The 14,183-nt window shown below is 31.2% G+C and carries 12 protein-coding genes; 9 read left to right on the plus strand and 3 right to left on the minus strand.

Features of this window, described 5'->3' with window-relative positions; genetic code table 11:
* The 3 genes from MPF19_RS05090 (at position 1) to MPF19_RS05100 (ending at position 2,341) form a co-directional block, all read left to right on the plus strand.
* Complete coding sequence (locus tag MPF19_RS05090; RefSeq protein WP_203392924.1) at positions 1 to 1,536, plus strand: SDR family NAD(P)-dependent oxidoreductase; 1,536 nt, start codon at positions 1 to 3, stop codon at positions 1,534 to 1,536.
* A gap of 189 nt (positions 1,537 to 1,725) precedes the next feature.
* The gene (locus MPF19_RS05095) at positions 1,726 to 1,992 is read left to right on the plus strand and encodes a hypothetical protein (RefSeq protein ID WP_203392923.1); all 267 of its coding nucleotides are present in this window, start codon (positions 1,726 to 1,728) and stop codon (positions 1,990 to 1,992) included.
* Between the two features lie 157 nt (positions 1,993 to 2,149).
* A complete protein-coding gene (locus MPF19_RS05100) occupies positions 2,150 to 2,341 on the plus strand; it encodes a cold-shock protein (protein ID WP_087519757.1) in 192 nt (63 codons plus the stop codon).
* 252 nt (positions 2,342 to 2,593) lie between these two features.
* On the opposite strand, the gene MPF19_RS05105 is transcribed toward MPF19_RS05100, so the two are convergent.
* The 3 genes from MPF19_RS05105 to MPF19_RS05115 all read right to left on the minus strand — a co-directional run bounded on the left by MPF19_RS05105 (position 2,594) and on the right by MPF19_RS05115 (position 8,041).
* The gene (locus MPF19_RS05105; protein WP_249987057.1) at positions 2,594 to 3,895 is read right to left on the minus strand and encodes an amidohydrolase family protein; all 1,302 of its coding nucleotides are present in this window, start codon (positions 3,893 to 3,895) and stop codon (positions 2,594 to 2,596) included.
* 20 nt (positions 3,896 to 3,915) lie between these two features.
* Positions 3,916 to 6,867 carry an amidohydrolase family protein gene (locus MPF19_RS05110; protein ID WP_249987058.1) on the minus strand — a complete coding sequence of 984 codons (2,952 nt, stop codon included), beginning with the start codon at positions 6,865 to 6,867 and terminating at the stop codon, positions 3,916 to 3,918.
* A gap of 97 nt (positions 6,868 to 6,964) precedes the next feature.
* Positions 6,965 to 8,041 (minus strand): DUF3810 domain-containing protein, encoded by a 1,077-nt coding sequence (locus MPF19_RS05115; protein WP_249987059.1) that lies wholly within the window; start codon positions 8,039 to 8,041, stop codon positions 6,965 to 6,967.
* Between the two features lie 214 nt (positions 8,042 to 8,255).
* Here MPF19_RS05115 and dnaB point away from each other — a divergent pair, with 214 nt between their 5' ends.
* The 6 genes from dnaB to bshA all read left to right on the plus strand — a co-directional run bounded on the left by dnaB (position 8,256) and on the right by bshA (position 14,070).
* Positions 8,256 to 9,770 carry a replicative DNA helicase gene (gene dnaB, locus MPF19_RS05120; protein WP_203392919.1) on the plus strand — a complete coding sequence of 505 codons (1,515 nt, stop codon included), beginning with the start codon at positions 8,256 to 8,258 and terminating at the stop codon, positions 9,768 to 9,770.
* 203 nt (positions 9,771 to 9,973) lie between these two features.
* Positions 9,974 to 10,201: a hypothetical protein gene (locus MPF19_RS05125; protein ID WP_203392918.1), complete on the plus strand. Its 228-nt coding sequence runs from the start codon at positions 9,974 to 9,976 to the stop codon at positions 10,199 to 10,201.
* 1 nt (position 10,202) lies between these two features.
* The gene (locus MPF19_RS05130; RefSeq protein ID WP_203392917.1) at positions 10,203 to 10,511 is read left to right on the plus strand and encodes a type II toxin-antitoxin system RelE/ParE family toxin; all 309 of its coding nucleotides are present in this window, start codon (positions 10,203 to 10,205) and stop codon (positions 10,509 to 10,511) included.
* Between the two features lie 80 nt (positions 10,512 to 10,591).
* Positions 10,592 to 11,776 (plus strand): asparagine synthetase B, encoded by a 1,185-nt coding sequence (locus MPF19_RS05135; protein ID WP_203393149.1) that lies wholly within the window; start codon positions 10,592 to 10,594, stop codon positions 11,774 to 11,776.
* Positions 11,777 to 11,906: 130 nt separating this feature from the next.
* The gene (locus MPF19_RS05140) at positions 11,907 to 12,752 is read left to right on the plus strand and encodes a transketolase (protein ID WP_203392916.1); all 846 of its coding nucleotides are present in this window, start codon (positions 11,907 to 11,909) and stop codon (positions 12,750 to 12,752) included.
* Between the two features lie 181 nt (positions 12,753 to 12,933).
* Positions 12,934 to 14,070, plus strand: coding sequence for an N-acetyl-alpha-D-glucosaminyl L-malate synthase BshA (gene bshA, locus MPF19_RS05145; RefSeq protein ID WP_203392915.1), 1,137 nt, complete (start codon positions 12,934 to 12,936; stop codon positions 14,068 to 14,070).
* Positions 14,071 to 14,183 lie beyond the last annotated feature (113 nt).

Below are 14,183 nucleotides of genomic sequence, written 5' to 3' on the forward strand. Positions count from 1 at the left end.
ATGAGTAATAAAGAATTAAATACAGAGGTAAGTTCGTGTATCAATACCCTTCAAAAGTTATTGGAAGACACGAATCAACTTTTTGAATTGCCAGAGGAGCAAAGAGTCGCACTTTTTAAAGTTGCTGGCGAATTGTCTCGTCCTAATCGTGATGAATTTCAGCGCAGACGTAAAGACGCTAAAAAAGCAGCAAAACGTAAAATGATTGAAAGCGATAAACACGCTAGAAAATCTACCGGAATACGTTCTGCAAGAGAAGCAGCATTATTTGTTGCACCAAAATTATTAGGAGCAGCAGAATTAAATGAAGATACACCAGAATTAGAATCGCCTAGAAATTGTTATGTCTGTAAAAAGGTTTTTACCAAGTTGCATCATTTTTACGATACGATGTGTACAGAATGTGGCGATTTAAATTACGCAAAACGTTTTCAAACAACAGATTTAAAAGGTCAAGTAGCTGTTATTACAGGTTCTCGATTAAAAATCGGATATCATATTACGTTAATGTGTTTACGTTCTGGAGCAACCGTTGTGGCAACAACTCGTTTTCCTGCAGATTCAGCGATTCGTTTTGCTAAAGAAGAAGATTATAAAGATTGGAGTCATCGTTTGCATATTCACGGCTTAGATTTAAGACACATACCAAGTGTAGAGATTTTCTGTAATTATATAGAACAAAAATACGATCGATTAGATATTTTAATTAATAATGCAGCGCAAACTGTAAGACGTCCGTCTGGTTTTTATCACCATTTAATGGAAAACGAAAAGAAACCGATAGATCAATTACCAAAGTTAGCACAAAGGTTATTACAGGATCATGAAGGTTGTTTAGAAGAATTGTCTAGCTTAAGTGTATCTACTGCTAAAACCGATAAAAATAATGTGTTGCCAGTTACTTGGCACGGACCAGAACCAGGAATAGGCTTAAGAAACTCTGCTGAATTATCTCAAATTCCGTATAGTTTTGATAATTCATTACAAACGGCAGAAGTTTTTCCGGAAGGCGAATTAGATGCAGATTTACAACAAGTAGATTTAAGAAAAACCAACAGTTGGCGTTTAAAATTAGGAGAAATAGAAACTACAGAAATGGTGGAAGTACAGTTGGTAAATGCTGTGGCTCCGTTTGTATTGTGTAATCGTTTGTCTAATTTAATGATGAAAGAAAATACGGGTAAAAAACACATTATCAATGTAACTGCGATGGAAGGGAAGTTCCATCGATTTAAAAAGGTCGACAGACATCCGCATACAAATATGGCAAAAGCGGCCTTAAATATGTTAACGCATACTTCTGCATCTACATTTGCCAAGAAAGGTATTTATATGAACGCAGTTGATACAGGTTGGGTTACAGATGAAGATCCTGCAGAATTATCTAAGCATAAAGTAGAAACGCACGATTTTCAGCCACCATTAGATATTGTAGATGGTGCCGCAAGAGTTATGGATCCTTTAATTGACGGAATTAATACAGGAAAACATTGGTCGGGTAAATTCTTAAAAGATTATTTTCCAATAGATTGGTAGCATTTTAAAGTACCTTATTTTAAGGTAAGAATAAAATTTTAAAAGGAATACTAATGGTCTAAAATCATAAGTATTCCTTTTTTTATAGTTCATTTTGTTCGTTTTTTTTGTTCATATGAAACAAAATCAGTAACTTAGAAAAGTTACTTTCTTGTAACATTATTTATGAACCACTTAAAACTTATAATTATGTTAGCATTTAGAACTGAAATTAGAAATTCACCAAAAGAACAAACCTTAAAAATATATTTAAGTGATACTTCGTTTGATGTTGGATTAAAAAATTTGTTAGAAAATATCAACGGAGTACGTATTGTTGAAGTTCAAGAAAGTATCAGTAGAAATAGAGTAGAAGAAAATGTAACAATTTACAGGAAAGAAAAACATTCCATTAATACTATAAAAGATAAGGTAGATACTTTCTTAGGAATTTATTTTGAGAAGATAATAGTGTAAGTATTGCTTTTAAAGACTGTATTTTATAGATAGGTTTTGTTGAGTAAAATGATAAATAAAATAAAAAATAAAAAAGAATTCAATTATAAGGTTGTATATCAGAAAAATGGAACCATCTTTGCAATATAATTAGTATTATAAATTTAACAACATTATTATGAGTAAAGGTACAGTAAAGTTTTTCAACGAAACAAAAGGATTTGGTTTTATTACTGAAGAAGGAGTAAGCAAAGATCATTTTGTACACGTTTCTGGTTTAATTGATGAAATTAGAGAAGGTGACGAAGTTGAATTCGACTTACAAGAAGGAAACAAAGGTTTAAACGCAGTTAACGTAAAAGTTATCTAAGAAATATACTTAAAGTTTTATAAAAGCCCATCAATTAATTGATGGGCTTTTTTTTGTTACAATTCTTTAGAAAAAACTATTCTAAGATTACCTTAGACTATAAAAGAATTAAAAAAGGTTGTCTTTAAAGAATTATATCTTGCCACATTCTTGTTTCAGTATTTGAACTTACCGAAAATCTATCTTTATAAGAATCTGAAATAAATTCAGATTGACAAAATTCTTCTTTTTTAGACAACCTTTTTTATAACGTTATTTCGTTTTGTATTTATTAGTGTAACGTTTCCAAAGTTTTGTTTGATGTGTTTCTAAGCTAATTTTTCTTCCTTGTATAAAAGCATCCGTTAGAATGTTACCTCTCATATCTAAAGCATCACCTTTAGAAACAAATAGTGTAGCATCTTTACCAACTTCTAAGGTACCTACTAAATCATCAATTCCTAATATTTTAGCATTATTAGAAGTAATCATTTTTAAGGCTTCTTCCTTATCAATCCCATAAGCAGCATAGGTTCCTGCATAAAAAGGTAAATTTCTAGTATTCATACGTTCCATTTGTCCTTCCATACCTAAACCTACTGTAATACCTTTATCAATTAAAATCTTAGCATTTCTATACGGCAAGTCGTAATCATCATCTTCAGCATCTGGAACTCTATGAGCTCTTTCTATAACAACCGGAATCTTGTTTTGAAGCAATAAATTGGCTACATTTTCTGCACCTTTTGCATGCACTAATACCATGTTTTTAATTCCTAATTTTTTAAAAGATTGAATGGCATCTGTAATTTCTTTTTCACCATTTACATGTATAAAAACCTTTTGAGTACCATTAAATAGTCCTTTTGTAGCTCTAAAAGGAAGGTTTTCTATAGAAGAGTTACTATTTAAATAATTTTTAGCATCTAAAAAGAAAGTAGAAATCTTAGCAATTTTTTCTGCATATTTATCATCTTCCTTTAAAGCAGGATCTTCGCCCATCCAATAACGACCCCGAGTTAAACTAGAAGGCCAATTAATATGAACGGCATCATCTTTTTTAAGAACAGCGTCTTCCCAGTTCCAGGCATCAAATTGCACAATAGATGAAGTTCCTGAAATGGTGCCACCTCGAGGAGTTATTTGTCCCATAAAAACACCATTTGGCCTCATAGATTCTGTTACCTTACTCTCTGCATTATAGGCAATTAAACTTCTAATATGTGGTAGCATAGAACCTACTTCGTCTTCATCATCTGTAGCTCTTACAGCATCTATTTCTACCAAACCTAAAGAGGAATTAGCGGCAATAAACCCCGGATAAATATGTTTTCCGGTTGCATTTATAATGGTACCCATTCTTGCAATTCGCATCATTGCAGAACCTACAAAAGCAATTTTTCCATTTTCGAACATGATTAGTGAATTTTCAATTACTTTTCCATTTCCTAAATGTGCGGTTGCTCCTTCAATAGAAAAAGCAGTGGTTTGCTTTGGTGCAGGTGTTTGTTGTGCGGTAATGTTTCCTAAACAGCATAAGAAACACATCAAACTAAATATATATTGTTTTTTCATTTTGTCTATTTTTTAAATGATTATAGGGTATCGCAATGAAAGTTCTGATTGCTTTTTTTCTTAGGCATCACAGTTTTTCCACCTTTCATTTTTTCTGAAAGCATCATTTTTAATAATTTACTTTTCTCTTCTTTTATAGATTTTCTTTTCTCTACATCTTTTTCAATATCAAAATAAATTACTCCGTCTATAATTGTTTTTTCCGCTTTCGCGTAAATAGATAAAGGATTAGCACTCCATACAACCACATCTCCATCTTTACCTATTTTAATAGATCCTGTTCTGTTGTCTAAATGCAATAATTTTGCAGGATTAATGGTTACCATTTTCCAAGCTTCTAATTCAGACATTCCACCATATTTAATTGTTTTTGCAGCTTCTTGATTCAATCTTCTAGACATTTCTCTGTCATCAGAATTAATTGCAACGGTAATTCCTTGGTTGTGCATAATAGCCGCATTATAAGGTATGGCATCTAAAACTTCATATTTATACGCCCACCAATCAGAAAAAGTAGAAGCACCAACACCGTGTTCCTTCATTTTATCGGCAACTTTATAACCCTCTAAAATATGTGTGAAAGTATTTATATTAAAATTGAATTTCTCTGCAACTTTCATCAACATATTAATTTCTGATTGCACATAAGAATGACAAGAAATAAAACGTTCTTTATTAAGAATTTCGGCTAAAGTTTCCATTTCTATATCTTTTCGATACGGTTTTCCGCTTTTCTTTAAAGCATCATATTCTTTTGCTCTTTGAAAATAATCTATAAAAACTTGTTCTGTTCCCATTCTAGTTTGCGGAAATCGGATAGTATTACTTTCTCCCCAATTAGATTGTTTTACATTTTCTCCTAACGCAAATTTTATAAATTTAGGAGAATTTTTATAAATTAGTCCTTCAACATTTTCTCCCCATTTTAGTTTGATAATTGCAGAGCGCCCACCAATTGGATTTGCAGAACCATGTAAAATCTGAATAGAGGTAACGCCACCTGCTAAATTTCTATAAATATTAATGTCATTAGGATTTACAACATCTTCTATAGAAACTTCTGCAGTAGAATTATGACCAGCTTCGTTTACAGCAGATGTAGCAATGTGTGAATGTTCATCTATAATACCTGCGGTTACGTATTTACCGGTTCCATCAATTGTTTTTGCGGCTCTAGACTTTAAGTTTTTACCAATTTCAGCAATCTTTCCTTCTTTAATTAAAATATCTGTATTTTCTAAAATCCCATCGTTTTCAGAAGTCCAAACGGTGGCATTTTTGATTAAGATCGTTTCTTGTTTTGGTAAGCTAAAATTACCAAAACCTATATTCGGATAACTAATGGGTAAAATAGTTAAATCCTCTTTCTTTTTCTTAGGCTCTTTATTTTTAGCTTCTTTTTTAAATGTTTTTGATGCCGACCAACCAGATTCATTCCCAGCCTCATCATAAGCAGTTCCCTGCATTACATTAGATGCATTAATAATTTGACCAATCAACCTTGTGTAACCTTCATCGTTAATTGTTAGGTGAATCCGTCCGTCTTTAAAAGAAAAGGTAGCTTTTAATTTTTCATCTCCTTTTTTTACAACACCTGTTTGTTTTGCTCCTTTACCTGTAATGATAAGTGAATAATATTTGCCATTAACGCTTATAGTATAATCACCTGTAATATCTTTGATATCCATATCATTCACAACATTTTTATCACCTTGAACCCAGTTTTCATAAATGGTTGTTTTGCTATCGAAAATAGCACCAGAAGTTATAATAAAGTTAGCATAACTTCCTTTATTTAAATTACCAATAGTTGTTTTACCTAATAATTTTGCAGGAATCGTAGTTAAAGCTTCTAATGCTTTTTCTTCGTTTAAACCATATTTAATAGCTTTCTGTAAGTTTTTTAGAAAGTCGTCTGTCTTTTTTAATTTGTGTGTAGTTAGGGCAAAATTAATTCCGTTTTTAGCTAATACACTTAAGTTTGTTGGTTGCTGATTCCATCTACGCAAATCACCCAGTGCAATTTGTTTTGCAATTAAGGGATTGCTAACATCATAGGCATCCTGAAAATTAATAGGAATAATTAAACTAGCATTTGTGTTTTTAATTTCATCAATTCTTTCATATTCATCTCCGCCACCTAAAATGGTGTATTGAATATTAAATTCGTCACCAATTTTATCTGCTCTTAAAATATCTAGCCAACTGCCAGCTTCAAAAATTTGCAGTAAACTTTTATTTGCATTTAAAGCCTCTAAAGATTGGTCTTTATTTTTAGCATTTCCATCTGCATACCATTTTGCATCTAAATACATTTGACGCAATAAAGCCATAGCACCCATTTTAGAAGTAGGGTAGGCTTGTTTAGATAAAGTACTTTTACTAAATGATAAATATTGAGCTGACGAATTTTCTAAAATTCTATACGCATCAGAGGAGTTAGGGTTTAAAGCAACCAACATTCCGTTTCCTCGCACAATTCCGTCTTGTAAATGTGTATTTACAACTCCAAAACCAGCTTTTAAATAATCAGTAGCTTTTTTGTCATCGAATTTAAAAGAATTTTCAGCTTTGGTTTCTGGTCTAATATGATCGTTCCAATAAAAACCTTTTCTGGTGGCATCATATTGTGGTTTTTCGTTTCTTCTGCTAGAAGGACTCTTTTTTGGCTTTTCAATTCCAAAACTGGCATACATATCTATAAATGAAGGATAGATTATTTTTCCTTCTAAATCGATAATTTCAGTTCCTTTTGGTATGGATACAGATTTACCTACAGATAAAACTTTACCCTCTTTTATAAGTAAAATTCCTTTTGTTATAATTTTCTGAGGAGTAACATAAATAGTAGCATTTTTAAAAGCGACCGTTTTGTTAAATGTTGATTTTACACCTGTATTTGTAGGGAAATATTCTTGCGAGTGCATAGAAAAAGCTACAAATAAGGAGAAAAATAAGAGTAATTTTCTCATATAAGTTAGGTTGTATAAAGTGAATTAAGTTTCTAAAATAATTAGAACCATTTTGTAAAATGTTAAAAGAAGTTATTTTAACATAATTTTAAGAGTTTTATAATTGATTACTACGATCAAAATAACTGATAAATAAATCGACCACATAATTATAAGACTGCACACCTTTGTCTTGTTTATTTGCTTTTAAATAGGCATTGTATCCTTTTTTAACTAGTGGTTCAAACGGATTTTTATATTGTTGCCAAAAGACATAACTCGTATTAAAATCTTTAGAAACTCCTTTGTGAACGCTTTTCCAAATTTCTTGTGATAAAGAATTATCTCGTTTTCTTAATTCGGAAATGCAATACCCAAAAGCCATTCTATAACTAGCATATTTAAAATAAAGATCATCATTATAATTTGCCGCTAAAAAACCGACAAAATTCGCCTCATTTTCGGCTGCAAAACCAATTTGATGCGCCATTTCATGACAGGTTGTAGTTGGGTAACTAGTTTTTGGAAGTCTGTCGTTTACTTGTGCTTCTCCCGTTAACGGGTTTAAATATCCTGCAGTTCCATTATAGGATTGTAACAAACTCATTAAAGAACTTTTTACAGATTTATGTTGATATTTTAATTGCGAAAAATCTTTAGATAAATTTTCATAACCAGAAACGGCCATTGTGTACATTTCTTTTTGAGAATAGGGATTTTCTACCTTTAAGGTATCGTTTTTGGTGATTTCTAATTGATATTCATTTAGCTTTTCAATAACATGTGCTGTTACTTTTTGAAGTTGTTCTGTGCTGTATTTGTTTTGTTGATAATTTAAGTTTTTAGCCAAAGGTTCTCGGTAATAATTCAATCCCCAAAAGAGATAAAAACAAAAATAGATGACAGATAAAACAGCTGTAAAGTGAATAATCTTGGAAATAAAGTTTTTAAATCTGGCTTTTATCAATCTAACTATAAAACGAATAAAAATAAAGAGTCCGAAAGCCAATAATACATCACCAACAGAAAATGGAATCCAGCCTAAAATAATCCTAAAAAATGATGAAATAGGAGGGTAGATTCCGTTAGAATAGTATTTTTCTATAAATGCAGCATTTTCTGCAGCCAATTGAATTGATATTATTTGAATTGGAAGTAGAATTGTAAGTATTAAATGTTTTTTATTAATTTTCAAGGATACTATTTTGGCTTAAATAAGCGTTTATATATATTCAAAAAAGAGGGTATTCTTGTTTTGAAACTTTCAACTTGTTGGTAAAAATAACATTTCATTTTGGAAGTTGACTGGTTATTAACAAGATAATAACAATTTTGTTTACAATAAATGTTCACAAATTAAAGCAAAGTTTAACAGACCAATTTCAACCTAAAAAAGTACATTTGTAGCCATGGAAAAAACGACTCCTGTTACGGGTAAAAAGATAGATAAATCAAGATTAGTACAACTTGAGAAAGGGAAAATTCCGCCGCAGGCAGTAGAGTTAGAAGAAGCTGTACTTGGCGCAATGATGATTGATAAAAAAGGTATTGACGATGTTATAGACATTTTAAGTGCCGATGCTTTTTACGATCAGAAACACCAAGATATATACGCAACTATTTACGAATTGTTTCAAAACTCTGAACCAATTGACCTTTTAACAGTATCTAACTTGTTAAAAAAGAATGGAAAACTAGAATTTGTTGGTGGTGATTTCTTTTTAATTCGTTTAACTCAAAAGGTGGCTTCTTCTGCCCACATTGAGTTTCATGCTAGAATTATTCTTCAAAAATTTATTCAACGTAGATTAATTTCCATTTCTAGTGAAATTATAGAAAATGCCTACGATGAAAGTACGGATGTTTTCGATTTATTAGATGATGCAGAGGCAAAACTTTTTGAAGTTACCCAAGGGAATTTAAAAAAGAGTTCTGAAGATGCAGGTTCTTTAGTAAAGCAAGCTTTGGCTAAAATTCAAGAAATTGGAAACCAAGAAGGAATGTCTGGTTTGGCAACTGGTTTTACCAAATTAGACGCCTTAACTTCTGGATGGCAACCATCCGATTTAGTGATTATTGCTGCACGTCCTGGTATGGGAAAAACGGCATTTGTAATTTCTATGGCAAAAAACATGGCTATTGATTTTGGTCATGGTGTTGCCGTATTCTCGTTAGAGATGTCTTCTGTTCAGTTGATTACGCGTATGATTTCTTCGGAAACTGGCTTAACATCAGAAAAATTAAGAAAAGGAAACTTAGAACCACACGAATGGGAACAGTTAAACGTAAAAGTTAAGAAATTATCTGATGCGCCTATTTTTATTGATGATACACCGTCTCTTTCTGTATTTGATTTACGTGCAAAAGCACGAAGATTGGTATCTCAACACGGAGTTAGAATTATTGTAATTGATTATTTACAATTGATGACTGCCGGTGGAAAATCTAATGGAAATCGTGAACAAGAAATCTCTATGATTTCTAGAAACTTAAAGGCTTTAGCAAAAGAATTAGAAGTACCAGTAATTGCACTTTCTCAGTTATCTCGTGCGGTAGAAACGCGTGGAGGATCTAAAAGACCTTTATTGTCTGATTTACGTGAATCTGGAGCAATTGAGCAAGATGCCGATATTGTATCGTTTATTTTCCGTCCAGAATACTACGGAATGACAGAGTGGGATGATGATGATCATTCACCATGTGAGGGACAAGGAGAATTTATTGTTGCAAAACACAGAAATGGTGGATTGGAAAATATCCGTTTAAAATTTACGGGACATTTAGCAAAATTCTCAGATTTAGAAGAAGGATTTAGTAGTGAATTCCAATCATCTATGAATGCAGATTTCCCTGAAGATCCTTTTGCAGGACAAGGAGGAGTGGACCCGAAAGATGCTTTTGGAAGTGATGATGTTCCTTTTTAAAACATAAAGAATTTATAATATTATAAAAATACACAATTACTTTAAAGCAATTGTGTATTTTAGTTTTTAGAAACGAAACAAATCTTAACTAAACATACTCTATTCCTTCTTTTTAACTCAAAGTAGACATCATTTATTTATATTTATTTTTAGATTTAAATTTACTTTTTATTTTCGTAACTTTGAAAAGCAAATAATTATTTATGAATATTCAAGCAAGAAAATTAAGTTTAATAGAATATTTAGTTTCTCTAAAAGATGAAAATCTGTTTGAGAAGATAGAAGAATCTGTTTTAGAATTGAAAGGTTCTAAATTATCAATATTTACTGAAGAAGAACTAATTTTGAGAGCAGAAGAAGCTAATTTAGATTATAATAAAGGAAACTATTCTACTCAAGAAGACTTAGAAAAGGAAAGTAAAAATTGGTAGAATGGAAATAATTTGGTCTGATTTTGCTAAAATAATATTGAAAGAGATTCATTATTATTACAAAAAGAAAGCGAATAAAATAATTGCTGATAATATAAAAAAAGATATTTTTTCTACAACAAAACAGTTAGTAAATTTTCCTAATTCTGGAACCGAAGAAAACGCCTTAAAAGTTTTAAATCAAAACCATAAATATCTCATTAGTGGAAATTTTAAAATTATTTATAGACCTATAAAAGAAGGCATATTAATTACTGATGTTTTTGATACAAGGCAAAACCCTGAAAAAATTAATAACGCAAATAGATAGTTTTTTTGAAAACATCCCTAACAATCTTAATATTTCTCTTAATCTCAAACTCAATTTGGGCATCATTCATTTATGTGCCTATGAGTCATGATAATCAGAAAAACCACTTAAAAGCCTACGGAATTGTTTATTTTTCTTTAGAAGCCAGTTTAAAATCGAAATGGTTATTAAATTATGATGGAGGTGCTTTTTTAATAGAAAATAATAAGATTGTAGAAAATGAATGTAAAATACGTGGAGTTTCTTATCAAATAATTTCGGATGCAAAAGCGCAATTGATATTGCAAGAAATTTCATCACCATCTTCTAATCAAGATGCGGTAACTTTAGAAAAAGCGCCAAAAATAGCGGTGTATTCTCCAAAAGATAAAATGCCTTGGGATGATGCTGTAACCATGGTTTTAACGTATGCTGAAATTCCGTTTGATGTTATTTATGACAAAGAAGTATTGGCAGACAAACTACTATTATATGAATGGTTGCATTTACATCACGAAGACTTTACGGGACAATATGGGAAGTTTTATGGAGCATTTAGAACAGCACCTTGGTACGTAGAAGGAAAGTTTAGAGCAGAAAAACAGGCAAAAGAACTAGGTTTCTCTAAGGTTTCGGAAGAAAAATTAGCGGTTGCAAAAAAGATAAGGGATTACGTAATTGGTGGCGGTTTTATGTTTGCCATGTGCTCTGCAACGGATAGTTTTGATATTGCATTATCCGCAGAAGGTGTAGATATTGCTGAGGCTATGTTTGATGGAGATGCATCTGAATTAAATTATCAATCGAAAATAAACTACAATAAAACTTTTGCTTTTAAAGATTATCAGTTAATTAAAAACCCAACAACTTATGAGTTTTCTACCATAGATATGACGAGTAAGCGTAAAATTCCAAAAACATCAGATTATTTTTCTTTAGGTGAATTTTCAGCAAAATGGGATCCTGTGCCTACCATGTTAACCCAAAATCATACGACTTTAGTAAAAGGGTTTATGGGGCAAACAACTTCATTCGACAGAAATACAATAAAAACAAATGTGTTGGTTTTAGGTGAAAACAAAGTAAATAGAGAAGCACGTTATATTCATGGAACCAAAGGAAAAGGAATGTTTACTTTTTATGGAGGTCATGATCCAGAAGATTATACCCACAGAGTTGGTGATCCTAAAACCGAATTAGATTTGCATCCAACATCACCAGGTTATCGTTTAATTTTGAATAATGTATTGTTTCCTGCGGCAAAGAAAAAGAAGCAAAAAACATAAATTTTTGGTATTTAGAATTCACTTTTTGTAGAAATTTTATTTTAATTGTTCATAAAGCTGCTTTTTGCTTATAAATAATCTTGTAAGTTGCTATTAAAAAAATTACTTTTGTCCAAATTAAAATAAAAAAATGCCAACAACACAACAATTACAAGATTTTACGCAACAAGTTCGTAGAGATATATTACGTATGGTTCATAAAGTAAATTCTGGTCACCCAGGAGGATCTTTAGGATGTGCAGAATTTATTACTTGTCTATATCAAGAAGTAATGGATTATTCTACAGATTTTACAATGGACGGAAAGAATGAAGATTTATTTTTCCTATCAAACGGACATATTTCTCCAGTTTTTTATAGTGTTTTGGCACATAGTGGATTTTTCCCTGTAGAAGAATTAGCTACTTTTAGATTGTTAAACTCTCGTTTACAAGGACACCCAACTACGCATGAAGGTTTGCCTGGGGTAAGAATTGCTTCTGGTTCTTTAGGTCAAGGAATGTCTAATGGTTTAGGTGCTGCACAAGCTAAAAAATTAAACGGAGACGATAAAATAGTGTATACTCTACATGGTGATGGTGAATTGCAAGAAGGGCAGAACTGGGAAGCAATTATGTATGCATCAGCAAAAAAAGTGGATAACATTATTGCAACAATCGATTTAAACGGTAAACAAATTGACGGTTCTACAGACGAAGTTTTACCAATGGGAAGCATCAGAGCAAAATTTGAAGCTTTTGGTTGGGATGTTTTAGATGTTGAAAAAGGAAATGATATTGAGGCTATTTTAGCAGGTTTAGCGGAAGCAAAAGCGTTAACAGGAAAAGGAAAACCAGTTTGTATTTTATTGCATACAGAAATGGGGAATGGAGTAGATTTTATGATGCACACACATGCATGGCATGGTAAAGCACCAAGTGATGAGCAGTTAGAAAATGCTTTGGCTCAAAACCCAGCTACTTTAGGAGATTACTAGAAACTTGAATTGTTAACTTCAATTTTTAAAATATTTAAAAAAGCTTTTCAATTTTATTGAAAAGCTTTTTTTATGCTTTTATTTAGATTTTGACTGTAAGAATACCTTTATCTTTACAACTAACAAGTTGATGTTAAATCGATCTTTTAATTTTATGAATCATAAAATATTTGAATAAATAATGAAAATAGGAATTGTTTGTTATCCAACATTTGGAGGAAGTGGAGTAGTAGCTACAGAATTAGGAATGGCTTTGGCAGATAAAGGTCATGAGGTGCATTTTATTACGTATAACCAGCCGGTTCGATTAGATTTTATTTCGCATAATTTACATTTTCATCAAGTACTTTTAGAAGAATACCCTTTATTTCAATACCAACCTTATGAGTTGGCTTTGTCTAGTAAAATGGTAGAAGTTGTAGAAAAATTTGAGCTAGAAGTACTGCATGTGCATTATGCAATTCCGCATGCCTATGCTGCATACATGGCTAAACAAATGTTAAAAGAAAAAGGGATTCCTGTAAAAGTGGTTACCACATTGCATGGTACAGATATTACTTTAGTAGGTAGTCATCCAACTTATAAAACAGCCGTAGAATTTAGTATTAATAATTCTGATGTTGTTACTGCAGTTTCTAACGATTTAAAGAAAACATCAAACAGGCTTTTTAATATTAAAAAAGACATTAAAGTAATTTATAATTTTATTGATGTAGAAAAGTATGATAAATCACATCAACAAAAATGTAATAGAATTGCGATAGCAAAACCTCATGAACGTATTTTAACGCATATTAGTAATTTTAGACCTGTAAAAAGAGTAGAAGATGTTATCAAGGTTTTTTATGAAGTGCATAAAGAAATTCCGTCTAAATTATTATTAGTTGGTGAAGGGCCAGAAAGAGTAAATGCGGAAAATTTAGTAAATAAATTAAAAATTTCTGATGATGTTATGTTTTTAGGAAACAGTTCTGAAGTTACTAAAATCTTATGTTACTCAGATATTTTCTTATTACCCTCTCAAACAGAGAGTTTTGGTTTAGCTGCATTGGAAGCAATGGCGGCAAAAACACCTGTAATATCTACAAATACAGGAGGTTTACCAGAAGTAAATATACATGGAGTAACTGGGTATTTAAGTGAGTTAGGAGATGTAAAAGACATGGCAAAAAATGCCATTTCTATATTAAAAGATGATAAAACGTTAGAAACTTTTAAAAATAATGCCAGAGAACATACTAAAAGATTTTCACTAGAAAATATTTTACCTGTTTATGAAGAAATATATAAGTCTTGTTATAAAAGCAAGATTTTATAAAATGTAAAAGAGGTTATCTAAAAAAGAAATTTTTTGTCAATCTGAATTTATTTCAGTTTAACAAGATTTTACTCTTTTTAGATAACCTTTTTTATGTTAAATATTTAGAAGGA

This window comes from Polaribacter sp. Z014, assembly GCF_023555435.1.
Lineage (GTDB): Bacteria > Bacteroidota > Bacteroidia > Flavobacteriales > Flavobacteriaceae > Polaribacter.